Here is a 24,080-nt window from a genome sequence, read left to right on the forward strand (position 1 = left end):
ACACTGGAGAACCCCATGAAGGTCTACTACGACAAGGACGCCGACCTCTCCCTGATCAAGGGCAAGAACGTCACCATCATCGGCTACGGCTCGCAAGGCCATGCGCACGCGCAGAACCTGAACGACTCGGGCGTCAAGGTCACGGTCGGCCTGCGCAAGGGCGGGGCATCCTGGGCCAAGGCCGAGAAGGCCGGCCTGAAGGTGGCCGAGATCGCCGATGCGGTGAAGTCCGCCGACGTCGTGATGATCCTGCTGCCCGACGAGCAGATCGCCTCGGTCTACAACAGCGACGTCGCCGCCAACATGAAGGCCGGCGCCTCGCTGGCCTTTGCGCACGGCTTCAACGTGCACTATGGCCAGGTGGTGCCGCGCGAGGACATCGACGTCTGGATGGTGGCGCCCAAGGCCCCTGGCCACACGGTGCGCAACACCTACACGCAAGGTGGCGGTGTGCCGCACCTGATCGCCGTGCATGCCGACAAGACCGGCAAGGCGCGCGACCTGGCCCTCAGCTACGCCGCGGCCAACGGTGGCGGCAAGGCCGGCATCATCGAGACCAACTTCCGCGAAGAAACCGAAACCGACCTGTTCGGCGAGCAGGCCGTGCTGTGCGGCGGCACCGTCGAACTGATCAAGGCCGGTTTCGAGACGCTGGTGGAAGCCGGGTACGCGCCCGAGATGGCCTACTTCGAGTGCCTGCACGAGCTCAAGCTGATCGTCGACCTGATCTATGAAGGCGGTATCGCCAACATGAACTACTCGATCAGCAACAACGCCGAGTACGGTGAGTACGTCACCGGCCCGAAGATCGTCACCGAAGGCACCAAGGACGCGATGCGCCAGTGCCTGAAGGACATCCAGACCGGTGAGTACGCCAAGAGCTTCATCCTGGAGAACCGTGCCGGCGCGCCCACGCTGCTGAGCCGCCGCCGCCTGACGGCCGACCACGACATCGAGGTGGTGGGCGAGAAGCTGCGCGCCATGATGCCCTGGATCAAGGCCAACAAGCTGGTGGACAAGAGCCGCAACTGACCGCTGCAGTGCGCATGACCGGAGCCGCCCCTGGGGCGGCTCTTTTTCATTGCGCTATCCTCCCTGGTGATGAACGACATGAACCCGCCCGACGCCGAAGAGGCCGTGGCACCGCAGCGGCCCCGGCGCAAGGGCATCTATGCGCTGCCCAACGCGATCACGCTGTCGGCGCTTTTCGCCAGCTTTTATGCCATCGTGATGGCGATGAACGGGCGCTACGAGACGGCCTGCATCGCCATCTTCGCTGCCGCCATCCTCGACAGCCTGGACGGCCGCGTGGCCCGCATGACCAACACGCAGAGCGCCTTCGGCGAGCAGATGGACAGCCTGGCCGACATGGTGAGCTTCGGCGCCGCGCCGGCGCTGATCGTCTACCAATGGGCGCTCAAGGACATGGGCAAGCTGGGGTGGATCCCGGCCTTCGTCTATATCGCGGGGGCGGCGCTGCGCCTGGCGCGCTTCAACGTGAACATCGGCGTGGTCGACAAGCGCTTCTTCCAGGGCCTGCCCAGCCCCGCTGCCGCCGCCCTGGTGATGGGTTTGATCTGGGTGGTCGACGACGCTGGCGTCAAAGGGGCCAGCAAGGTCGAGTGGGCGGCCTGGGCAGCTTTCGGCGTGACCCTGTACGCCGGCCTGTCGATGGTGACCAACGCGCCGTTCTACAGCTTCAAGGTGTTCGGCGGACGGCGCACGGTGCCGTTCATCGTGTTGGTGGCCATCGCGCTGGGCATTGCCCTGATCAGCCTCGATCCGCCGCGCGTGCTGTTCGCACTGTTCTGCGCCTACGGCCTGTCGGGCTACGTGGTGTATGCGTACAAGCGCGCCAAGGGCAAGCCGGTGAGCGTCATCGCCATCTCTACCGACGAGCCGGACGAAGAGGGCCTGCACCGCTGATTGCGGGTGCGGCATGCTATATTTCTCGCGCGATGATCCGTTCAGCCTTCATTTCGACGCTGCTACTACGCGTGCCCATGGCGCGCTGATCATCCACGACTGAACCATTTCAACCGGATCGACGGCCCGCCAGCGCAACGCAGCGGGCCGTTTGCTTTTCCGAACCAGGCAACCGGACTGCGTGCACCCCCCCACGGAGAACCCCATGCCGATGCTCGACAACCCCGCCACCAAATACCGACCGTTCGCGCCGGTGCGCCTGACCGACAGGACCTGGCCCGATGCCGTGCTGAGCCGCCCGCCGCTGTGGGCCAGCGTGGACCTGCGCGACGGCAACCAGGCGCTGATCGAGCCGATGGACCCGGCGCGCAAGCTGCGCATGTTCGAGGCGCTGGTGCGCATCGGCTTCAAGGAGATCGAGGTCGGCTTTCCGTCGGCCTCGCAGGCCGACTTCGATTTCGTGCGCCTGTTGATCGAGCAAGGGCGCATCCCCTACGACGTGACGATCCAGGTGCTGACCCAGGCACGCGACCACCTGATCGAGCGCACGTTCGACGCCCTGCGCGGTGCGCCGCGGGCCATCGTCCATGTCTACAACGCCACCTCGCCGGTGATGCGGCGCGTGGTGCTCGGGCTGGACGAGGACGGCATCGTCGAACTCGCCACTGTCCACGCGCGCATGGTGCGTGACCTGGCGGCCGCACAACCGGACACCGCCTGGACGTTCCAGTATTCGCCCGAGATGTTCTCCGGCACCGAACTGGCCTTCAGCAAGCGGGTGGTCGATGCGGTCACCGCCGTCTGGCAGCCCACGCCGACGCGCAAGTGCATCATCAACCTGCCGTCGACGGTGGAGCACAGCACGCCCAACATCTTTGCCGACATGGTGGAGTGGATGCACCGCCATCTCGAACGGCGTGACGCGATCGTGCTGTCGGTGCACCCGCACAACGACCGGGGCACGGGCACGGCGGCGGGCGAGTTCGCGCTGATGGCCGGCGCCGACCGCATCGAGGGCTGCCTCTTCGGCAACGGCGAGCGCACTGGCAACGTCGATCTGGTGAATATCGCGCTCAATCTCTACACCCAGGGCGTGCACCCGGGCCTGGACTTCTCGGACATCGACGACATCCGCCGCACCGTGGAGCACTGCAACCAGTTGCCGGTGCACCCGCGGCACCCGTATGTCGGCGATCTGGTCTACACCTCGTTCTCTGGCTCGCACCAGGACGCGATCAAGAAGGCCTTCGCCGCGCGGCGCGATGGGGACGTGTGGGACATGCCCTACCTGCCGATCGACCCGAAGGACCTGGGCCGCAGCTACGACGCGGTGATCCGGGTGAACAGCCAGTCTGGCAAGGGCGGGATCTCGTACCTGTTGGAAAGCGAGTATGGGCTGGAACTGCCGCGCCGCCTGCAGATCGAGTTCAGCCAGGCGGTGCAGGCGGTGATGGACGACCTCGGCCGCGAGCAGAGCGCGGCCGACCTGTGGCGACTGTTCGACGCCGAATACCACCTGGCTGCAGCGCCGCCGATCGATCAGCAGGCCATCACCGAGCAGGCCGACGGCCGGGTTCGACTTTGCGCCTCCGTTCACCGTGGCGGCGCAGCCCTGCAGATCCAGGGCGAGGGCAGCGGGCCGGTCGAGGCCTTCGTCGACGGCCTGTCGCGCGCGCTGAACCTCCCGATCCGCGTGCTCGACTACCACGAGCATGCGATCGGCTCGGGCGCCCAGGCGCGCGCCGCGGCCTATCTTGAACTCCGCATCGACGGCGACCGCACGCTCTTCGGCGTGGGAATCGATGCGAACATCGTCACTGCGTCGATGAAGGCAGTTCTGTCCGGACTGCGGCGCGCTGGCGCCGAACTGGACGTTCAACCTCTGGACGCGGCCACAGCCGCTTGAACCAGGACTTCGAGGAGAAGCACACCATGACCGACAAACTCATCATCTTCGACACCACCTTGCGCGATGGCGAACAGTCGCCCGGCGCCTCGATGACCCGTGACGAAAAGCTGCGCATCGCGCGGCAGCTCGAGCGGCTGCGCGTCGATGTCATCGAGGCCGGCTTCGCCGCATCGAGCAACGGCGATTTCGAGGCCGTCAAGTCGATCGCCGATCACATCCGCGAATCGACCATCTGCTCGCTGGCACGGGCCAACGACCGCGACATCTCGCAGGCGGCTGCCGCCTTGAAAGGCGCCGAGCGCGCGCGCATCCACACCTTCATCGCCACCAGTGCGCTGCACATGGAGAAGAAGCTGCGCATGACACCGGACCAGGTGTACGAGCAGGCGCGGCTGGCCGTGCGCTTCGCCCGCAACCTGTGCGGCGACATCGAGTTCTCGCCCGAAGACGGCTACCGGTCGGATGTCGACTTCCTGTGCCGCGTGCTCGAGGCGGTGATCGACGAGGGCGCGACCACGCTCAACATCCCCGATACGGTGGGCTACGCCGTCCCCGAGCTCTACGGCAACTTCATCAAGACGCTGCGCGAACGCATCCCCAACTCGGACAAGGCCGTCTGGTCGGTGCATTGCCACAACGACCTGGGCATGGCAGTGGCCAATTCGCTGGCCGGGGTGAAGATCGGCGGCGCGCGCCAGGTCGAGTGCACCATCAATGGTCTGGGCGAGCGTGCCGGCAACTGTTCGCTCGAGGAGGTGGTGATGGCGCTGCGCACGCGGCGCGACTACTTCGGCCTGACGCTGGGCATCGATGCCACGCAGATCGTGCCGGCCTCCCGGATGGTGAGCCAGACCACCGGTTTCGTGGTGCAGCCCAACAAGGCGGTGGTGGGGGCCAACGCCTTCGCGCATGCCTCGGGCATCCACCAGGACGGCGTGCTCAAGGCGCGCGACACCTACGAGATCATGCGCGCCGAGGATGTTGGCTGGAGCGCCAACAAAATCGTGCTCGGCAAGCTGTCGGGCCGTAACGCGTTCAAGCAGCGGCTGCAGGAACTGGGCATCGAGATGGAAAGCGAAAGCGAAATCAACGCCGCCTTCGCGCGCTTCAAGGACCTGGCCGACCGCAAGAGCGAGATCTTCGACGAGGACATCCTCGCGCTGGTCGGTGACGAGAGCGTGACCAGCGAGCGCGAACACTACCGCCTGCTGTCACTCAGTCAGCATTCCGAAACGGGTGAGCGCCCCCAGGCGTCGGTGGTGTTTTCTGCCGGCGAGGCCGAGTTCCGTGCCGAGAGCGACGGCAATGGGCCCGTCGACGCCAGCCTGAAGGCCATCGAGTCCAAGGTGCACAGCGGCGCTGAACTCGTGCTTTATTCGGTCAACGCCATCACCTCCGGCAGCACCGAGTCGCAGGGCGAGGTGACCGTGCGACTGCAGCACAGCGGTCGGGTGGTCAATGGTGTCGGCGCCGACCCGGACATCGTGGTGGCGTCGGCCAAGGCCTACCTGGCCGCACTCAACAAGCTGCACTCCAAGGTGGAACGGGTGGCGGCGCAAGGTTGATCGCCAAAGATACGACTTGAAATGCCCGCTCCAAGTATTTGATCTTGTGCATGTTTTTGCCGTACCCTACACTCCTGACGGATTCGTTGGGCGGGTGACCATGACAAGCATTAAATTCTTCGCACTCGTTGGCCTCCTGTGCTTTGGGCTGGCACTTGCCCCTGCCGAAGCGGCGCGCAAGGCTGCCGCCACATCGTCTGCCAAGCCGGCCAAGTCCGCCAAGCCGGTCAAGGCGTCGAAGGCCGTTGGCCGAAAGCCGGGCGCCAGCCGGGCGGCGATTGCGGGGCAGGGCCTCAAGGCACGGCGAGGCGCCGGTCGGCAGCCTGGCTTGCGCGTGGCCATTCCGGAACGTCCATCGTTTGGCCAGATTCAAGGCCTCCACGCCGAGGCCGACCCACTCGAGCTTCGTTCCAGCGTGGCCTTGGTCGTGGATCAGGACACGTCCGAAGTCCTGTTCAGCAAGAACTCGGAGGCCGTGCTGCCGATCGCGTCGATCACCAAGCTGATGACCGGATTGGTGGTACTCGACGCGTCCCAGTCGATGGACGAGATGCTGACCATCACGCAGGACGACATCGACACGGAAAAGGGCAGCCGGTCACGTCTGGCCGTGGGCACCCAACTCACCCGGGGCGACATGATGCACCTGGCGCTGATGGCCTCCGAGAACCGCGCGGCGCACGCGCTGGGTCGCCACTACCCGGGGGGCCTTCAGGCCTTCGTGAAGGCAATGAACCTGAAGGCCGGTGCCTTGGGCATGAAGGACACGCGCTATGTCGAGCCCACTGGCCTGTCCAGCCAAAACCAATCCAGCGCCAACGACCTGGCGCGCCTGGTGATCGAGGCTCATCGGCATCCCGTGCTGCGCGACCTGTCCACGTCTCAGGACATGGAGGTGCCCCTGGGGCGTCGCGTCGTTCAGTTCCGCAATACGAATGGTCTCGTGCGAGATCCGCAGTGGGACATCGGCCTGCAGAAAACCGGCTATATTTCCGAGGCCGGGCGTTGCCTCGTCATGCAGGCCAGCATGGCGGGCCGGAAACTGGTGATGGTGCTGCTCGACTCCGCGGGCAAGTTTTCCCGCATTGGCGACGCCGAGCGCATCCGCCGCTGGCTGAGCGATTCGGCCACCCAACCGGCGCGCCGCAGCGCCCGGCTCTGATCAGCGAGTGGCGGTTTCGGCGGTCGGGTCGGGCCGATCCCGGTGGCCCAGCGACGCCGAGATGTGGGCCGCTGTCGACTTGACGCGCTCGGTCCACGACTCTTCCAACCGATCGGCGGGCGCCGAGATCGACAGTCCGGCAATCAGCTTGCCCTGGTCATCGTAGATGCCCGCGGCCACGCAGCGCACTCCCAGTTCGAGTTCCTCGTCGTCTCGGGCGACCGTGTTCTGGCGCACCAGGTTCAGTTCGCGTTCGAGCTTGGGCAGGTCGGTGATGCTGTTGCGTGTCTGGCCAGACAGCCCGGTGCGGGTGGCGTAGGCGCGCACCCGCTGCGGATCATCGTGGGCCAGGAACAACTTGCCCACCGAGGTGAGGTGCAGCGGCGCACGGCCCCCCACAGCTCGGACGACCTGCATGCCCGACCGTTCGCTGTAGGCCCGCTCGATGTAGACGATCTCGTCGCCTTGCCGAACCGACAGGTTGACGGCCTGGTGGGTGAGCTTGTGCAGGTCGCGCATCGGCCCCAGCGCGGCATCGCGCACGTCCAGCCGGGCCTTGACCAGATTGCCCAGTTCCAGCAGACGCATGCCCAGCCGGTAGTTGCCCGGTTCGGGGCGGTCGACATAGCGGCCGATCGTCAGGTCATTGAGGATCCGGTGGGCCGTGGAAGGGTGCAGGCCCGTCGTTTCGCTCAGTTCCTTCAACGTCACGGGATCCTGGTGCGCGGCCAGGGCGTCGAGCAGGGCGAACAGCCTCTCGATCACCTGGATAGCGGGGGATGCGTGTTCTTTGCCGTGTGCCATCCGGTCATTTTCGCATAGCGAAACCCGGTTGCGATATCCAGATTGGGCAGGGCCGACCTTTCGCCGCACCAGCCGACACGGTCACAGCAATCGATCGATCGCCTCGCGGCCGGACCGAACGGCACCTTCCAGGGTGGCCGGGTAGGGGCCGTCGATGTAGTCGCCCGCCGCCACCAGGCCCGGTGCGATGGTGCCGGCCGGTCGGCTCAGGCCAGGCACGCAAGCAAAGGTGGCCCGCCGCTCGGCGTCGACATGCACCACGGTCGGCGGCTCGGCCGGGGCTGCCCTGGCGAAGGCTTCGGCCGCCTGCGTCAGCACCGCGCTGGCGGTGGCCTGCAGGCCACGCGCCACCCAGGTTGCCGCACCACTGATCACAAAGGCCGTCACCCCGGGCGGACCGCCCAGCGAACCCAGGTCGAACGCGAACTGCGCGGGTGCATCCGGGCCGGCGCGCAGCGCCACCATCGGAAAGGGCCAGCCGCCGCTCAGCCCCGACACCCAGACGGTGACGATCGGTTGATACTCCAACGCGCCGGCCACCTGGCTCCAGGCGGGATCGATGTCGGCCACCAGGCGCGAGGCCTCGCGCGCGGTGGCCGCAACGACGACCCCGTCGAAGGGTGCTCCGTCCACTTGCCAAGAATCCGTGCCGCGAGTGGCCTCGAGCGCGCTCATCCCCGCTTCGGCGCTCGGTAGGCGTGCGCTCGGCATGAGGGTCATCACGCGATGACCCTGGTGCAGCGTTGCCCCGTGTGCCGTCAACCAGCGAAGCGCGGGTTCGGCGAGCAGGTCGGACAGCGGTCGCTTCGGCAGCAGCAGGTCGGCACTGCCCGGACCAGCGAACAGCGCGTCCTGCAACACGCGAAGGAAGGTCTGCGCGCTGGCATCCGACATGGGCGTGTTGAGCGCGGCCACGCAAAGCGGATCGACGAGGTCGCGGATCACTGCGCTGGGCAGCGAACTGCACAAGGCGCTGACAGTGAGCGCGGGTGTGCATCGGAATCCCTGCAGGCGCCAGCGCACGGCCGCTCGCAGCAGCGCCAGCCGCTCGCCCAGCGACCAATGCGCGACGCCGAGCACTCCGCGCACGAAGGCCAGTGTGGGGGGGCCGCCTGGCAGGGTGAGCCCGGTGCCGTCGGGGTAACGCAGGCTCAGCGGGCTGCGGTGCAACGCCGTGTCGACATCGACGCCCACTTGCCGGAGCAGGCACAGCGTGTCCCGGTAGGCGCCAATGAGGATGTGCTGTCCGTTGTCGAGGCGACCGGCGTCAAGGTCGTGGCTGCGCGCGCGACCTCCGGCCTGAGGCGCCATCTCGAAGAGGTGCACCCGATGCCCGGCCAGACATGCGGTCACGGCCGCCGACAGCCCGGCCCATCCCGCCCCGATCACGGCAGTGCGGCGCATGCCGATGCGTCTCAGCGGCCGCGCCAGTGCGTGCGCGCGGCGATCCACAACTTGCGCAAGGGTGTGAGCGAGGTGCGCTGGTGCAGAACCTGAAATCCGTCCGATTCGATCTCGCGCAGCAGGGCGCGATAGATGTTGGCCATCATCAGCCCCGGCTTCTGGGCATGGCGATCGACTTCGGGCAGCAATGCCATGGCTTCGTCGTAGGTGCGGTGCGCCCGCTCGGCCTGGAAGGCCATCAGCGCGGTGAACCGATCGCTGTAGCCCCAGGGGGCCGTCCGGGCCAGCAGTTCATTGGCCTTGACGTCGAACTGCTTGAGTTCGCTCATCGGCAGGTAGATGCGGCCACGGCGCGCGTCGTCGCCAACGTCGCGGATGATGTTGGTCAGTTGCAGCGCCAGGCCCAGGCGATGCGCATACGCCAACGTGTCCGGGTGGGTGTTGCCGAAGATCGAGGCCGACACCTCACCGACCACGCCCGCCACCAGGTGGCAGTAGCGCTGCAGATTGGGGTAGTCCAGGAACCGGGACTGGTCGAGGTCGACCTGGCACCCGTCGATGACCGAGAGCAGTTGATCTGCCCGGAGGCCAAAGCGCGGTGCCAGCGGGACCAGGGCCTGCAGCGCCGGATGCGAGGCCGCCTGGCCCGCGAAGGCGGACTGCACCTCCTGCCGCCACCAGGCCAGCTTGGCGGCAGCCACGCCAGGGTCCTTCATCTCGTCGACGACATCATCGACCTCGCGGCAGAACGCATAGAACGCCGTGATGGCGGCGCGCTGCTCGACAGGCAGGAACAGGAAGGCGTAGTAGAACGACGATCCGCTCGACGCCGTGCGCGACTGCACGTATTGCTGGGGCGTCAAGCGGGCTCTCCCGAAGCGTGCAGACCGGCGTCGCGGCGCATGCGCAGTGCCGCCCAGGCGATGCCAGGCATGTCGAGGGCGCCCAGCTTGGGGCGGCGGCGAAAGGTGCGATGGTCCATGGCCGCAATTCTCGCCAGGATGCCCAGGCCGCCTTGCACGACGAACCGCAGTTCCCAACCCATTCGGCCGGGCACGGTGAAGACGAGCGGGGCACCGCGCTGCATCAGGCCCTTCGCCCATGAGCACAGGCTGGCCAGAAGGGCCTGGGATTGCGCGGTGTCGCCGGCGTTGGCCAGGTCGGTCTGGGTAAGCCCGTGGGCGACGAGGTCCTGGCGCGGAAAGTAGCTGCGGCCGCGGGGCAGGTCCACGCTCGGGTCCTGCCAGAAGTTGATCAGTTGAAGTGCGGTGCAGATGGCGTCAGATTGCTCGATGCTCAGCGGGTCGCGCACGCCGTACAGGTGCAACAACAGGCGCCCGATCGGATTGGCCGAGCGGCGGCAGTAGTCCAGCAGTTCGTGCCGGTCCTCGTAGATCGGGTTGCCGCAGTCCTGCGCGAACGCGTCCAGCAGGTCGGCCAGCAAGTGCACTGGCAAGGCGAAGCGGGCCATCTGCTCGGCCAGTGGTTCGAAGACGTCCGGCCAATCGCCGGTCTGGCGCCCGCTGGCCGCCGCATCAAGTGCCGCGCGAAAGCGGCCCAGCTCGCGCAGGCGCTCCTGCACCGTGGCCTGGCCTTCGTCGGCGAGGTCGTCGGCGGTGCGCGCAAAGCGGTAGATGGCCAGGATCGGCGGACGCAAGGCTGGCGGACACAGCGCCGACGCCACCGGGAAGTTCTCGTAGTGTCCGATCGTCACAGGGCGCGATTGTCCACGGACCTTGGGCCCCGGTTTGACAGGGATACTCTGCGCCCCTATATTACTGACCGGTCAGTCAGTAACTCACACGCCCAGGGGTGGTCGAGCGCCGCAACCCCAGGCGTCACTCAGGTGGCTTCGATGCTGCAACGTCTTGCGGGCCTTCTGTTGCTCGTTGTCCTGGGGGCTTGTACCCGCGGGGAGCCCACGCCGGAGCCTGTCCGTGCCGTCCGAACCCAGGTGGTCCAGGGGGGGCAGGCCGTTCATCGTCACGACTACGCCGCTGAGATCAGACCCCGGGTCGAATCGCGGCTGGGCTTTCGGGTCGGCGGCAAGCTGACCAGGCGCCTGGTGGAAATCGGCGACACGGTGCGGCCGGGCCAGCCCCTTGCCCAACTGGATGCGCAGGATCTGCGCCTGGGCCAAGCGGCGGCCCAATCGCAGTTTGCCGCTGCCAAGGCCAGTCTCGACGTGGCGGAGGCCGAGTTTCGTCGCTTCAAGGAACTGCGTGACCAGGGGTTCATCAGCGGCATGGAGCTCGACCGGCGCGAGGCCACGCTGAAGGCCGCCCGGGCGCAGGCGGACCAGGCCGGCGCCCAATCGGGCGTGCAGGGCAACCAGGCCAGCTATGCAGTGCTCACGTCCGACGTGGCGGGCACGGTGGTCGGCGTCGACGCCGAGCCCGGTGCCGTCGTCTCGGCAGGCACCACGGTGCTGCGCATTGCGCAAGACGGGCCCAGGGACGCCGTGTTCAGCGTGCCCGAGGAGCGCGCCCCTGCGATCCGAGCCCTGCTCGGCAAGCGCGATGCGGTGCAGGTGCAGTGGCCCGGAGGCGCTGCACCGGGTGCTGCCACGGTGCGTGAGATCGCGGCGGCCGCCGATCCTGCCAGCCGCACCTTCCTGGTCAAGGCCGACGTCGGCACGGCGCCGGTCCGCCTTGGTCAGACGGCCACGGTGATGGTCGAGCAGCGCTCGCCCGATGCGGTCATCCGGCTGCCGCTTTCGGCGGTGTTCGAATACCAGGGCAAGTCGACGGTGTGGCTGCTAGACCGCAGCGCGATGACGGTGCAACCGCACCCTGTGCAGGTGGCCGGTGCCGAGGGCAACCTGGTCGTTCTCGCGGGAGGCCTGTCTGCCGGTCAGACCGTGGTGACGGCCGGCGTCCATGTACTGACCCCGGGCCAGAAGGTCCGCCTGTTCGCCGAGCCCACACTCGCCGCGCAGAAGGCTGCCGCATCTGCCGCTGTGACCGCGCCTCCCGTGCGCTGAACCGATCCGCATCGCCATGACACAAGCCGCGGACGCGACCGGCTCGCGCTTCAACATCTCTCGCTGGGCGCTGGAGCATCCGGCCCTCACGCGCTATCTGATGATCGTGCTGTTGGTGCTGGGCGTGTCGGCCTACTTCCAGCTCGGGCAGGACGAGGACCCGCCCTTCACCTTCCGGGCCATGGTGGTGCAGGCCTTCTGGCCCGGCGCCAGCGCGCAGCAGATGGCCGAGCAGGTGACCGACAAGATCGAGAAGACGCTGCAGGAGGTGCCGCACGCCGACGTCATCCGCAGCTACACCAAGCCAGGCGAATCGCTCACCATCCTGCAGCTGAAGGACAGCTCGCCGGCCAAGGAGGTGGCCAACGTCTGGTACCAGGTGCGCAAGCGAGTCGGTGACATGCGCAGCACCTTGCCGCAAGGCGTCGTCGGGCCGGTTTTCAACGACGACTTCGGCGATGTCTACGGTTCGATCTTCGCGCTGTCCGCCGATGGTTTCTCCGACGAGGAACTGCGCGTCTTTGCCGATTCGGTGCGCTCGCAACTGCTGCGTGTGCCCGATGTGGCCAAGGTCGACACCTTCGGTGCGCAGCCCGAAAAGCTGTTCATCGAAATCTCCCAGAAACGCCTGGCCCAGATGGGCCTGGACATGAACCAGTTGCTGGGCCAGTTGTCGGCGCAGAACGCCGTCGAAGGGGCCGGCGTGCTGAACGCCGGCACGCAGAACTTGCAGGTGCGGGTGACGGGCGCCTTCGACTCCATCGAGGCGCTGCGGATGTTCCCGGTCCGTGTCGTCAATGCGGCCACCGGCGTGGCCAGCTCGTTGCGGCTGGGCGACATCGCCGACATTCGCCGTGGCTACCAGGATCCGCCGCAGGTCAAGGTTCGGCACCAGGGCAAGGCCGTTATCGCACTGGGGGTGTCGATGGCCAAGGGCGGCGACATCATCGCGCTGGGTCAAGGCTTGCAAGCCAAGGTCGCCGAACTGCGCGCACAGTTGCCAGCCGGCATCGAGCTGAGCCAGGTGCAGGATCAGCCGGCGGCCGTGTCCCGCTCGGTGGGTGAGTTCGTGCGCGTGCTGCTGGAGGCGGTGGTGGTCGTGCTGGCCGTGAGCTTCATCAGCCTGGGTCTTCACCTGAAGCCGCTGCGCATCGACATCTGGCCGGGACTGGTGGTGGGCATCACGATCCCGCTGGTGCTTGCCATCACCTTCGTCACCATGTTCTATTGGGGCGTCGGCCTGCACAAGATCTCGCTCGGCTCGCTGATCATTGCACTCGGCCTGTTGGTGGATGACGCGATCATCGCGGTCGAAATGATGGTGCGCAAGCTCGAGGAAGGCTTCGACAAGGCCAGTGCCGCCACCTACGCCTACGAAGCCACCTCGATGCCGATGCTCACCGGCACCCTGATCACGGCGGCCGGCTTCCTGCCCATCGGCATGGCCAAGTCGGTCACGGGTGAATACACCTTCGCGATCTTTGCCGTCACGTCGGCAGCACTGGTCATCAGCTGGGTCGTGTCCGTGTACTTCGTGCCTTATCTCGGTGCATGGCTGCTGCACAACCACGCCCGCAACGACGGTGTGGCGCACGAGCTCTTCGACACGCCGTTCTACACCCGCTTCCGCGGCTGGGTGGACTGGTGCGTGGCGCACCGCTGGATCGCCATCGGCGTGACCCTGGCCACCTTCGGCCTGGGCATCGTCGGCATGGGCAAGGTGCAGCAGCAGTTCTTCCCGGATTCGAGCCGTCCCGAGATCATCGTCGACCTGTGGCTGCCCGAAGGGAGCACGGTGGCCGAGAGCGAACTCATCGCCAGGCGCTTCGAGCAGCGGATGATGAAGGACGAGGGCGTCGCCACCGTGACCACCTGGATCGGCAGTGGCGTGCCGCGCTTCTACCTGCCGCTGGACCAGATCTTTCCGCAGACCAATGTCAGCCAGTCCATCCTGCTGGCACGCGACCTCACCGAACGCGAGAGCCTGCGCAAGCGCCTGCCGGCCCTGTTGGCGGAAGAGTTTCCCGAGGTGCGCGCACGGGTCAAGCTGCTGCCCAACGGACCGCCTGTGCCCTATCCGGTGCAGTTTCGCGTGCTCGGCCAGGACGCTGTGCAGGTGCGCCACTGGGCCGATGAGGCCAAGGCCGTGCTGCGCGCGCATCCCAGCATGAGAGGCGTGAACGACAACTGGAACGAATCGATCAAGGCCATCCACCTGCAGGTCGATCAGGACAAGGCCCGTGCGCTGGGAGTGACCAGCCAGTCGATCGCCCAGGGGTCGCGCACCATCCTGTCGGGCACCAACATCGGGCAGTACCGCGAGGGAGACAAGCTGGTCGACATCGTGCTGCGGCAACCGCTCGAGGAGCGCAATGCCATCACCGACCTGGCCAACGCCTACGTGCCCACGGCCAGTGGCCGCAGCATCCCACTGATGCAGATCGCCCGGGCCGGCATCGGCTGGGAGCCCGGCGTGATGTGGCGCGAAGGCCGCAAGTACGCCGTCACCGTGCAGGGCGACGTGGTCGACGGCGTGCAGGGGCCGACCGTCACCGCGGCGCTGTGGCCGCAGTTGAAGGAACTGCAGGCTCGGATGCCGGAGGGCTATGCCATCCAGGTGGCTGGCGCGGTGGAAGAAAGCGGCAAGGGCCAGGCCTCCATTGCCGCCGGCGTGCCGGTGATGCTGTTCCTGATCTTCACGCTGTTGATGCTGCAACTGCAAAGCTTCTCGCGGTCGTTGCTGGTCTTCCTGACGGGCCCCCTGGGCATCGCCGGCGTCGCCGCGGCGTTGCTGATCCTCGACCGGCCATTCGGCTTCGTGGCCTTGCTGGGCGTCATCGCGCTGATGGGCATGATCATGCGCAACGCGGTGATCCTGATCGACCAGATCGAGCAGGACCGTCGGCGCGGTGTGGAGGCATGGACGGCCATCGTCGAATCCGCCGTGCGCCGATTCAGGCCGATCGTGCTCACCGCGGCGGCTGCCGTGCTGGCGATGATCCCGCTCACGCGCAGCGTGTTCTGGGGGCCGATGGCGGTGGCCATCATGGGCGGCCTGGTCGTCGCCACCGTGCTGACGCTGCTGGCCCTGCCGGCCATGTATGCGGCATGGTTCCGCGTCCGTCGGCCCAACAGTGACGGGCCGGCCGCACGGGCCGGCTAGAATCGCCTGTTTACCGGATCGCCGATCGGCCTTGTCGGCCGGCTGCGGCGTGCGGTGCCCCCCGATCGGCCAGGCTGTGAGGCCGCGCGGGAGATGCTGCAGTGCCCGGAGCGCGGGTGGCGAAATTGGTAGACGCACCAGGTTTAGGTCCTGACGCCTTCACGGGCGTGCCGGTTCGAGTCCGGCCCCGCGCACCAGATCAATCTTCGAAAAGAGTTCCATCATGGCAGTGACAGTTGAAACCCTCGAAAAGCTCGAACGACGCATGACGCTGACGATTGCGGCGACCGAGATCAGCAACGAAGTCGAGAGCCGGCTCCGCAAGCTGTCGCGCACCGTCAAGGCCGACGGCTTCCGCCCCGGCAAGGTGCCGATGTCGTTCGTGACCCAGCGTTACGGCTACTCGGTGGAGTACGAGGTGTTGAACGACAAGCTGGGCAAGGCCTTCGCCGCCGCGGCCAACGAGGCGCAGTTGCGCGTGGCCGGCACACCCAAGATCACGCCGAAGGACCAGTCCGCCGAGGGCCTTCTGACCTTTGACGCCACCTTCGAGGTGTACCCGGAAATCAAGCTCAACGACCTGTCCGAGATCGAGGTCGAGCGTGTGTCCAGCGAAGTCACCGACGCGGCCATCGACCGCACCGTCGACATCCTGCGCAAGCAGCGCCGCACCTTCGCACAACGCCCCGCCGTTGAATATGCCGAGGAAACCGACCGTGTCACGATCGACTTCGAAGGCAAGATCGATGGCGAGCCCTTCTCGGGCGGCAAGGCCGAGGGCTTCCAGTTCCTCATCGGCGAAGGGCAGATGCTCGAGCAGTTCGACAGCGCCGTTCGCGGCATGAAGGTCGGCGAGTCGAAGACCTTCCCGCTGCAGTTCCCGGCCGACTACCACGGCAAGGACGTGGCGGGCAAGGAAGCCGACTTCCTGGTCACGATGCGCAAGATCGAGGCGCAGCACCTGCCCACGCTGGACGAGGCCTTCGTCAAGTCGCTGGGCATCGGCGACGGGTCGCAGGAGGCACTGCGTGCCGACGTGCGAAAGAACCTGGAGCGCGAAGTGCGTTTCCGCGTGCTGGCGCGCAACAAGGCCGCGGCCATGGAAGCCCTGGTCAAGGCAGCGGAGCTTGATGTGCCCAAGGCCCTGGTCGACGGCGAGGTCGAGCGCATGGGCGAGGCCGCCCGTGAAGACCTGAAGCAGCGTGGTGTCAAGGATGCCGACAAGGCCCCGATCCCGCCGGACATGCTGGCCCTGTTCCGGCCGCAGGCCGAGCGTCGGGTTCGGCTCGGGCTGGTGGTCGGCGACCTGGTCCGCACGCAGAACCTGCAGGCCCGACCGGACCAGCTGCAAGCCCACATCGAAGAACTGTCGCAAAGCTACGAAAAGCCCGCCGAAGTGCTTCGCTGGTACCTGTCCGACCGTCAGCGCATGGCCGAAGTCGAAGCCGTGGTGGTCGAGAACAACGTGGCCGACTACGTGCTGGCCCGGGCCAAGATCGTCGACAAGCCGCTGGCCTTCGACGAACTGATGACCGCCTGAGTGCCAGGCACCTGAACGAACAGGGCGCGGACTGCAGGGTCCGCGCCCTGTTTTTCTTCGCCTGCAGCGCCGAGGGCCGCGCGACATAATGGACAGCAGCGAACAATTGCGAGGTTTCCAGTGAGTGCATCCGAAATCCAAAGCCTCGGCATGGTGCCGATCGTCATCGAACAGTCCGGTCGCGGCGAGCGTGCCTACGACATCTACAGCCGCCTTCTGCGCGAGCGCATCGTGTTCCTGGTCGGGCCGGTGAATGACGCCACTGCGAACCTGGTCGTCGCGCAGTTGCTCTTCCTCGAGAGCGAGAACCCCGACAAGGACATCTTCCTGTACATCAACTCGCCTGGGGGCAGTGTCAGCGCCGGCATGTCGATCTTCGACACCATGCAGTTCATCAAGCCCGAGGTGTCGACGCTGTGCATGGGCATGGCCGCGAGCATGGGCTCGTTCCTGCTGATGGCCGGTGCCAAGGGCAAGCGCCTGGCGCTGCCCAACTCGAAGATCATGATCCACCAGCCGTCGGGTGGGGCGCAGGGTCAGGCCACCGACATCGAGATCCACGCCCGCGAGATCCTCAAGACCCGCGAACAGCTCAACCGCATCTACGCCGACCGCACGGGCCAGACCTTCGAAAAGATCTGCGCCGACATGGAGCGCGACTTCTACATGTCGCCCGAAGAGGCCAAGGCCTACGGACTGATCGACCAGGTCATCGAGAAGCGGGCCTGACAGCGGCAACTTGCCGCGGATTGGGGGTCCAGTTCGGTCCCCGACGCCCTGGCCAGTTGCACTATCATTGATCCGATCCATTCCTCTTCATCCTCAAGGCGTACTCCATCCCATGGCCGAGAAGAAAGGCGCCTCTGGCGAGAAAGTGCTGTATTGCAGCTTCTGCGGCAAGAGCCAGCATGAGGTGAAGAAGCTCATCGCGGGCCCGTCGGTGTTCATCTGCGACGAGTGCATCGAGTTGTGCAACGACATCATCCGCGACGAGACGCCCACCGACACCGAGGGTGCAAAGACCTCGCGCTCCGACCTGCCGGTGCCGGCGGAGATCAAGGAAACGCTCGACCAGTACGTGATCGGCCAGGACGGCGCCAAGCGCACCCTGTCGGTGGCCGTGTACAACCACTACAAGCGCCTCAAGCACATGGGCGCCGGTGGCAAGGACGAGGTCGAACTGACCAAGAGCAACATCCTGCTCATCGGGCCCACGGGCTCTGGCAAGACGCTGCTGGCGCAGACACTGGCTCGTCTGCTGAACGTGCCCTTCGTCATCGCCGACGCCACCACGCTGACCGAAGCCGGCTACGTGGGCGAGGACGTCGAGAACATCATCCAGAAGCTGCTCCAGAACTGCAACTACGACGTCGAGCGGGCCCAGCGCGGCATCGTCTACATCGACGAGATCGACAAGATCAGCCGCAAGGCCGACAACCCCTCGATCACCCGCGATGTGTCGGGCGAAGGCGTCCAGCAGGCACTGCTCAAGCTGGTCGAGGGCACGATGGCCTCGGTGCCGCCGCAAGGCGGCCGCAAGCACCCGAACCAGGATTTCCTGCAGATCGACACGACGAACATCCTGTTCATCTGTGGCGGGGCCTTCGACGGCCTCGAGAAGGTCATCCAGAACCGCACCGAACGGTCAGGCATCGGCTTTGCCGCCTCGGTGCACAGCAAGACCGAGAAGCGTGCCGCCGACCTGTTCAAGCAGGCCGAGCCTGAAGACCTGATCAAGTTCGGTCTGATTCCAGAGCTGGTCGGGCGCCTCCCGGTGGTGGCCACGCTGGGTGAACTCACCGAGGAAGCCATGGTGCGCATCCTCACCGAGCCCAAGAACGCGCTGGTCAAGCAGTACCAGAAGCTCTTCGCCATGGACGGCGTCGAGCTGGAGCTTCGTGGTTCGGCCCTGTCGGCGATTGCCCGGCGCGCGTTGAATCGAAAAACCGGTGCTCGTGGCCTGCGCTCGATCATGGAGCAGGTCCTGATCGACACCATGTTCGACCTGCCCACGCTCGACGGCGTGGCCAAGGTCGTCGTCGACGAACACATCGTGGAAGAAGGTGCAAAACCCTTGCTGGTGTATCGAGAACAAGCCAAGGCCAGCGCCTGACCGTCCGGCCGCATGGCGGTTCGAAGCCGCTCTTGACTTGCATTCGCGCTGACAGACCCCAATTCGGTCTGCGAAAGAGAGGTTTCCATGTCTGGACATCCCATCCTGCCCGCCGATCCGCTGACGCTGCCGCTGTTGCCGCTGCGCGATGTGGTCGTCTTCCCCCACATGGTCATCCCGCTGTTCGTGGGACGGCCCAAATCGATCAAGGCACTCGAATCCGCGATGGAAGCGGGGCGCCAGATCATGCTGGTGGCACAAAAGGCCGCCGGCAAGGACGAGCCCAAGCCCGAGGACATGTTCGAGGTCGGCTGCGTCTCGAGCGTGCTGCAGATGCTCAAGTTGCCCGACGGCACCGTCAAGGTGTTGGTCGAAGGCGTGCAGCGTGCCCGCACGCTGAGCATTGCCGACGCCGGTGATCTGTTCACGGCCGAGGTCGTGCCGGTCCAGCCGGGTGGCGAGGCCTCGCCCGAGGTCGAGGCCCTGCGCCGCGCCGTGACGCAGCAGTTCGACCAGTACGTCAAGCTCAACAAGAAGATCCCCCCCGAGATCCTGACGTCCATCGCGGGCATCGACGATCCGGGTCGCCTGGCCGACACCATCGCGGCGCACCTGCCGCTCAAGCTCGAAGCCAAGCAGTCCGTGCTCGACCTGTTCGAGGTGTCCAAGCGCCTCGAGAAACTGCTCGAACTGCTCGAGCACGAGGTCGACATCCTCCAGGTCGAGAAGCGCATCCGTGGCCGCGTCAAGCGCCAAATGGAGAAGAGCCAGCGCGAGTACTACCTGAACGAGCAGGTCAAGGCCATCCAGAAGGAACTGGGCGATGGCGAAGAGGGTGCCGATCTCGAGGAACTCGAGAAGAAGATCCTCGCCGCCCGCATGTCCAAGGAAGGTCGCAAGAAGGCCGAGGGCGAGCTGAAGAAGCTCAAGCTGATGTCGCCGATGTCGGCCGAAGCCACGGTGGTGCGCAACTACATCGACACGCTCATCGGCCTGCCTTGGGCCAAGAAGAGCAAGGTCAAGCACGACCTGCCCAATGCAGAAGCCGTGCTCAACGAAGACCACTTCGGCCTCGAGAAGGTCAAGGAACGCATCCTCGAGTACCTCGCGGTGCAGCAGCGCGTCGACAAGGTCAAGGCGCCGATCCTGTGCCTGGTCGGCCCTCCGGGCGTGGGCAAGACATCGCTCGGCCAAAGCGTGGCCCGTGCCACCGGCCGCAAGTTCGTCCGCATGGCGCTGGGTGGCGTGCGCGACGAAGCCGAGATCCGCGGCCACCGCCGCACCTACATCGGCTCGATGCCGGGCAAGGTGCTGCAGAGCCTGACCAAGGTCGGTGTGCGCAACCCACTGTTCCTGCTCGACGAGATCGACAAGCTGGGCATGGATTTCCGTGGCGACCCGTCGTCGGCCCTGCTCGAGGTGCTCGACCCCGAGCAGAACCACACCTTCAGCGACCACTACGTCGAGGTCGATTTCGACCTGTCGGACGTGATGTTCGTGGCCACGTCCAATTCCATGAACATCCCGCCGGCGCTGCTCGACCGGATGGAGGTCATCCGCCTGTCGGGTTACACCGAGGACGAGAAGGTCAGCATCGCCCAGCGTTATCTGCTCCCCAAGCAGCAGAAGAACAACGGCGTCAAGGACGAGGAGATGGAAGTTGCCGAGTCTGCGATCCGCGGCATCATCCGCTACTACACCCGCGAGGCCGGGGTGCGGTCACTCGAGCGCGAGATCTCCAAGATCTGCCGCAAGACGGTCAAGGGCATCCAGCTCAAGCAGACCGATGGCAAGGTGGTCGTCACCGACGAGAACCTGAACGACTTCCTCGGCGTGCGCAAGTTCGATTACGGTCGTGCCGAGAAGAAGAATCAGGTCGGACAGGTGGTGGGTCTGGCGTGGACCGAGGTGGGCGGTGATCTGCTGACGATCGAGTCCGCCATCATGCCGGGCAAGGGCAACATCATCCGCACCGGCTCCCTCGGTGATGTGATGAAGGAATCGGTCGAGGCCGCGCGGTCGGTGGTGCGCAGTCGTGCGGCCCGACTGGGTGTGCGCGAAGAACTGTTCGAGAAGCGCGACATCCACATCCACGTTCCCGATGGCGCCACGCCCAAGGATGGGCCGAGCGCGGGCATTGCCATGACCACCGCGTTCGTGTCCGCACTCACCGGCATCCCGGTGCGCGCCGATGTGGCGATGACTGGCGAGATCACCTTGCGCGGCGAGGTGACGGCGATCGGCGGCCTGAAGGAAAAGTTGCTGGCGGCTCACCGGGGCGGCATCAAGACCGTGCTGATCCCGGAGGAGAACGTGAAAGACCTCCAGGACATTCCCGAGAACGTCAAGAACCACCTCGAGATCGTGCCGGTGCGCTGGATCGAGCGCGTGCTGGAACTCGCCCTCGAGAAGATGCCGCAAGCGCTGCCCGAAGACGATGCGACGGCGTCGAAAGTGGAGCCGGCTGCCAAGGCCGATGTGCCGGTGGCGGCTGCGGGTGGCGACACATTGCCGCATTGAATAGTTGGCGGCAGGGGGCTTGCCAAGCCTAAAAATGTCGGTATAGAATGCGTGCTTCGCCGGACGAGAAATCGACCGGCAAGCATCGCAAGATGTGCGGGAGTAGCTCAGTTGGTAGAGCGCAACCTTGCCAAGGTTGAGGTCGCGAGTTCGAGCCTCGTCTCCCGCTCCAAATTCAAAAGGGGAAGCCACGGCTTCCCCTTTTTGTCAGAATGCCGGCTTTTCAGCCGTGCCCTGGCGCGATAGCAAAGCGGTTATGCAACGGATTGCAAATCCGTCCAGTCCGGTTCGACTCCGGATCGCGCCTCCAGATTCCCCTCTCCGTTTCGAGCCCCAAGGTGCCTTGCATCTGGGGCTTTGCGTCGTCCGGTCTTCGCATTGACGTGCTGCATGGCCCGGCGACGGGCGCGGCTGTCAGCGGTGGCAGGGACATCGTCGCCGGTGTGGTCGATGGCGTTGGCTGATGCCTTTCGCATCCCCAACGAAAACGGGGGCCGCGAACGGCCCCGCGGCATCACGAGGTGTGCATCCTGCCGGGCACCGTGTCAGGCGCCCGGACTCCCGGCTTAGCGAATGCGCACGGCGATGCCGTTGCGCACGGACGCCAACTGTGTGCGCAGGCTGGTCGACGAGGTGCAGGCCGGCCCGCCCGAGCGATCGATGGCCCAGGCCCCGGTCGCATTGGCCGTGACGGTGGCCACCGTCTGTGCTGCCGTCGGCGCTGCCGGAACAGTGCCGGTGGTGTACAGCGTGATGGTCGCGTTGGGTTCAACGCCCGTGCCGCTCATGCGCCAGCGGTTGCTGCTGCGCGTGCAGTCCGCGCCAGCAGCCACGCTGATGGCCTCATTGGCGCGGATCCGAACAGCCGCCCTGGAGCTGGCCGACCGATTGCCGCCGACGTTGGCCACCGTGTAGTTGAACCCGAAGGTGGTGCCCAGGGTGGCGCCTGCGGTGAACGACACGACGCCGGTGGTCGGGTTCACCGACACCGTGCCGCCAGTGACCGACGCCGGATCGACCAGGACGCTTGCCGGATCCAGGGCGCCGCCATTGCCGCTGTCGTTGGCCAGCACGTTGATGGTTGCCGTGCGAGTCGCCACGACCACGGTGCTGTCAGCGACGGTCACCGGCACCGGGCCGCCGGCGGGCGCGGTCACGTTGACGGTCACCGTCGACACGTTGGATGCGCCGGGAACGGCCGCCGAGGATACGGTATAGCGGAAGGTGGCGGTGCCGACCAGCGGGCCCGGGGTGAAGGTGACGGTGCCGTCCACCAGATTGGGCGTCAGCGTGCCCAGGTTGGGCGCCAGGCCGGGGGCCAGGATGGTCAAGGAGGCCGGATTGATCGGGGCGGCCACATTGGCCAGGTCATTGGCCAGGACGGGGATCACCACCGGCGCCGTACCGGCTTCCACCGAGATGGTGTCGTCACGGGTGAACGGCGAACCGGCGGCGTAGGCCAGGTTCGGGTTGGTGGCCAGGTCCGCGCGGCCGATGCCGCCCGCGGTGGACTGCACGATCACCTGCGACGGCGGGATGGCCACGCCGGTGGCCACCAGCGTCTGCGAGGCCGGGTCGCCGGCGATGCCACCTGGGGTGACCGTAGTGACCAGGCCCTCGATCGCCATGTTGGGCGGCAGCGAGGTGCCGAAACCCTTGTCGCTGCTGGTGGCGACGACCGTCAGGGTCTGGGTGCTGGCGTCGTACGAGTTGGACACGATCGTCACCACGTCGTTCGTGCCGGCCACCACGCTGGTGGGCGGGTTGTCGCCACTGTTGGTCACGGTGACCTGACCCGGCAGCGTGCCGGTGGGGTCGGTGAAGCCCTGCGTGAAGTAGCGGTCCAGCACATCGGGGCCCTGCATGCGCACGGGCGGCGTCTGCGCCGACGCGGCGGTCAGCAAGGGCACGGGTTGAGTGGCCAATGCGCGGCCCACCTGGGCACTGACGTTGATGTGCGTGCCGTTCGCGTCGCGGCTGTAGGTGGACGCAGGCACCGACAGCGGGCTGCCGATGGGGCTGGCCACCATGTCGTGCAGTCGGCCGGTCAGCGTGAACAGGTTGGTGCTGGCGCAGTTGCCGTTGGGGCCGGCGTTGCCCAGCACGATCGGCGTGCCGTCGAAGCGGGTTCCGCACATCATGAAGATGTTGGTGTTGAACGGGCTGCCGGTGACCCGTGTCGGCGTACCGTCGGACAGGAACTGGGCGCCGTTGAGGGTGACGGGCGCCAGCGCGGCGCCGGCGGCATCGGCCGCGCGCAGGAAGGGGCCGAACTGGCCGCGCAGCGCACCGGTGAACTCCAGCGGCACGAGGCCCTGGTCGAGCGTGTAGGTGATGTCGCGGGCGCCGGTGGCCGCGTCGACCGTCTCGGCGCGCACACCGTAGGGGTGCGTGAACACGTAGTTGCCGGGCTCGGGCACGCCTGCGGTGATGCGGATGCGCGTGAACACGACCTGGTCGTTGACCGCGGCCGCGCCACCGCCGAATGCCGCTTCGAGGGCTGTGACCAGCACGGCGCGCAGGCCATTCGGCAGGGCGAGGTCCGACGTGCCGCGGAAGAAGAACGCCTCGTCGGGGAAGCCGCCCGGGAAGGCGTAGGGCGCCGGCGTGGTTTGCAGGCAGGCGGTCATCTGCAGGCTGCCCGGGTCGGTGGCGTTGGGCAGGCAGAGGTCGAGCGCAAGGCCATTCAGATCCTGGTACCACAGCGGGAAGCCATGTCCGGCGGGCGACGGCAGATTGCGCGGACCGACGCGGGCCAGGTCGGCGTGCGCGGCGAACGTTGTCGCGGCCAGCGCGACGGCGCACAGCGCGCCCTTGTACTTCATTGACTTCACGGGGGTACTCCAAATAGCAGACATGATGGGCGTCCAGTCGAGGATGCGATCCTCGTGACTTTCCGGTTTCGCGTGTTTCCGGCTGATCACCGAACGTGCACGGAGGCGAGTGTCTGCCGCGAGATGCAGCCTGTGATGCGCCGTGATGTCGCACCCC

At 66.4% G+C, this 24,080-nt stretch carries 16 protein-coding genes and 3 tRNA genes; 14 read left to right on the top strand and 5 right to left on the bottom strand.

The window, feature by feature from the left end:
• Window positions 1-15 precede the first annotated feature (15 nt).
• The 5 genes from ilvC to pbpG all read left to right on the top strand — a co-directional run bounded on the left by ilvC (window position 16) and on the right by pbpG (window position 6,562).
• Window positions 16-1,032: a ketol-acid reductoisomerase gene (gene ilvC / locus EOINJALH_RS18845; protein ID WP_088282887.1), complete on the top strand. Its 1,017-nt coding sequence runs from the start codon at window positions 16-18 to the stop codon at window positions 1,030-1,032.
• Between the two features lie 69 nt (window positions 1,033-1,101).
• Window positions 1,102-1,926 carry a CDP-diacylglycerol--serine O-phosphatidyltransferase gene (gene pssA / locus EOINJALH_RS18850; RefSeq protein ID WP_088282889.1) on the top strand — a complete coding sequence of 275 codons (825 nt, stop codon included), beginning with the start codon at window positions 1,102-1,104 and terminating at the stop codon, window positions 1,924-1,926.
• Window positions 1,927-2,137: 211 nt separating this feature from the next.
• Window positions 2,138-3,832, top strand: coding sequence for a 2-isopropylmalate synthase (leuA, locus tag EOINJALH_RS18855; protein ID WP_088282984.1), 1,695 nt, complete (start codon window positions 2,138-2,140; stop codon window positions 3,830-3,832).
• Window positions 3,833-3,858: 26 nt separating this feature from the next.
• A complete protein-coding gene (locus EOINJALH_RS18860; protein WP_088282987.1) occupies window positions 3,859-5,400 on the top strand; it encodes a 2-isopropylmalate synthase in 1,542 nt (513 codons plus the stop codon).
• 100 nt (window positions 5,401-5,500) lie between these two features.
• Window positions 5,501-6,562, top strand: a complete 1,062-nt coding sequence (gene pbpG / locus EOINJALH_RS18865) for a D-alanyl-D-alanine endopeptidase (RefSeq protein ID WP_088282989.1) — start codon at window positions 5,501-5,503, stop codon at window positions 6,560-6,562.
• Here pbpG and EOINJALH_RS18870 read toward each other — a convergent pair whose 3' ends face one another.
• The 4 genes from EOINJALH_RS18870 to hpnC all read right to left on the bottom strand — a co-directional run bounded on the left by EOINJALH_RS18870 (window position 6,563) and on the right by hpnC (window position 10,484).
• Window positions 6,563-7,366 carry an IclR family transcriptional regulator gene (locus tag EOINJALH_RS18870; protein ID WP_088282891.1) on the bottom strand — a complete coding sequence of 268 codons (804 nt, stop codon included), beginning with the start codon at window positions 7,364-7,366 and terminating at the stop codon, window positions 6,563-6,565.
• Between the two features lie 81 nt (window positions 7,367-7,447).
• Window positions 7,448-8,818, bottom strand: a complete 1,371-nt coding sequence (gene hpnE / locus EOINJALH_RS18875; RefSeq protein ID WP_310732317.1) for a hydroxysqualene dehydroxylase HpnE — start codon at window positions 8,816-8,818, stop codon at window positions 7,448-7,450.
• Window positions 8,782-9,633, bottom strand: a complete 852-nt coding sequence (gene hpnD, locus EOINJALH_RS18880) for a presqualene diphosphate synthase HpnD (RefSeq protein WP_088282893.1) — start codon at window positions 9,631-9,633, stop codon at window positions 8,782-8,784. The genes hpnE and hpnD overlap by 37 nt, the downstream gene beginning before the upstream one ends.
• Complete coding sequence (gene hpnC, locus EOINJALH_RS18885) at window positions 9,630-10,484, bottom strand: squalene synthase HpnC (protein ID WP_088282895.1); 855 nt, start codon at window positions 10,482-10,484, stop codon at window positions 9,630-9,632. Before hpnC ends, hpnD begins: the two co-directional genes overlap by 4 nt.
• Window positions 10,485-10,625: 141 nt before the next feature.
• Between hpnC and EOINJALH_RS18890 the strand changes: the two genes are divergently transcribed.
• The 9 genes from EOINJALH_RS18890 to EOINJALH_RS18930 all read left to right on the top strand — a co-directional run bounded on the left by EOINJALH_RS18890 (window position 10,626) and on the right by EOINJALH_RS18930 (window position 21,399).
• Entirely contained in the window at window positions 10,626-11,753 is a 1,128-nt protein-coding gene (locus EOINJALH_RS18890) for an efflux RND transporter periplasmic adaptor subunit (RefSeq protein ID WP_088282897.1), read from the top strand.
• Between the two features lie 16 nt (window positions 11,754-11,769).
• Window positions 11,770-14,916 carry an efflux RND transporter permease subunit gene (locus tag EOINJALH_RS18895; protein WP_088282899.1) on the top strand — a complete coding sequence of 1,049 codons (3,147 nt, stop codon included), beginning with the start codon at window positions 11,770-11,772 and terminating at the stop codon, window positions 14,914-14,916.
• A gap of 110 nt (window positions 14,917-15,026) precedes the next feature.
• Window positions 15,027-15,113, top strand: a tRNA-Leu gene (locus EOINJALH_RS18900).
• A gap of 26 nt (window positions 15,114-15,139) precedes the next feature.
• Entirely contained in the window at window positions 15,140-16,456 is a 1,317-nt protein-coding gene (gene tig / locus EOINJALH_RS18905; RefSeq protein ID WP_088282901.1) for a trigger factor, read from the top strand.
• Window positions 16,457-16,576: 120 nt separating this feature from the next.
• On the top strand, window positions 16,577-17,185 hold the full coding sequence (gene clpP, locus EOINJALH_RS18910; protein WP_088282903.1) for an ATP-dependent Clp endopeptidase proteolytic subunit ClpP: 609 nt from the start codon (window positions 16,577-16,579) through the stop codon (window positions 17,183-17,185).
• A gap of 112 nt (window positions 17,186-17,297) precedes the next feature.
• Complete coding sequence (clpX, locus tag EOINJALH_RS18915) at window positions 17,298-18,569, top strand: ATP-dependent Clp protease ATP-binding subunit ClpX (protein ID WP_088282905.1); 1,272 nt, start codon at window positions 17,298-17,300, stop codon at window positions 18,567-18,569.
• Window positions 18,570-18,656: 87 nt separating this feature from the next.
• A complete protein-coding gene (lon, locus tag EOINJALH_RS18920; RefSeq protein WP_088282907.1) occupies window positions 18,657-21,089 on the top strand; it encodes an endopeptidase La in 2,433 nt (810 codons plus the stop codon).
• A gap of 96 nt (window positions 21,090-21,185) precedes the next feature.
• Window positions 21,186-21,261, top strand: a tRNA-Gly gene (locus EOINJALH_RS18925).
• Window positions 21,262-21,325: 64 nt separating this feature from the next.
• Window positions 21,326-21,399: transfer RNA gene (locus EOINJALH_RS18930), tRNA-Cys, on the top strand.
• A gap of 256 nt (window positions 21,400-21,655) precedes the next feature.
• Here the strand turns inward: EOINJALH_RS18930 and EOINJALH_RS18935 are convergent.
• Window positions 21,656-23,923 carry a hypothetical protein gene (locus EOINJALH_RS18935; RefSeq protein ID WP_144290088.1) on the bottom strand — a complete coding sequence of 756 codons (2,268 nt, stop codon included), beginning with the start codon at window positions 23,921-23,923 and terminating at the stop codon, window positions 21,656-21,658.
• Window positions 23,924-24,080 lie beyond the last annotated feature (157 nt).

The sequence above is a fragment of the Ideonella sp. A 288 genome, assembly GCF_002198735.1.
GTDB lineage: Bacteria > Pseudomonadota > Gammaproteobacteria > Burkholderiales > Burkholderiaceae_C > Pseudaquabacterium.

Bases quoted from the DNA above. Each gene is read 5' to 3' on its own strand.
- pssA (WP_088282889.1), top strand. From the start codon at position 1,102: ATGAACGACATGAACCCGCCCGACGCCGAAGAGGCCGTGGCACCGCAG.
- clpX (WP_088282905.1), top strand. From the start codon at position 17,298: ATGGCCGAGAAGAAAGGCGCCTCTGGCGAGAAAGTGCTGTATTGCAGC.
- lon (WP_088282907.1), top strand. From the start codon at position 18,657: ATGTCTGGACATCCCATCCTGCCCGCCGATCCGCTGACGCTGCCGCTG.
- EOINJALH_RS18895 (WP_088282899.1), top strand. From the start codon at position 11,770: ATGACACAAGCCGCGGACGCGACCGGCTCGCGCTTCAACATCTCTCGC.
- EOINJALH_RS18890 (WP_088282897.1), top strand. From the start codon at position 10,626: ATGCTGCAACGTCTTGCGGGCCTTCTGTTGCTCGTTGTCCTGGGGGCT.
- EOINJALH_RS18860 (WP_088282987.1), top strand. From the start codon at position 3,859: ATGACCGACAAACTCATCATCTTCGACACCACCTTGCGCGATGGCGAA.
- ilvC (WP_088282887.1), top strand. From the start codon at position 16: ATGAAGGTCTACTACGACAAGGACGCCGACCTCTCCCTGATCAAGGGC.
- tig (WP_088282901.1), top strand. From the start codon at position 15,140: ATGGCAGTGACAGTTGAAACCCTCGAAAAGCTCGAACGACGCATGACG.
- EOINJALH_RS18870 (WP_088282891.1), bottom strand. From the start codon at position 7,366: ATGGCACACGGCAAAGAACACGCATCCCCCGCTATCCAGGTGATCGAG.
- pbpG (WP_088282989.1), top strand. From the start codon at position 5,501: ATGACAAGCATTAAATTCTTCGCACTCGTTGGCCTCCTGTGCTTTGGG.
- leuA (WP_088282984.1), top strand. From the start codon at position 2,138: ATGCTCGACAACCCCGCCACCAAATACCGACCGTTCGCGCCGGTGCGC.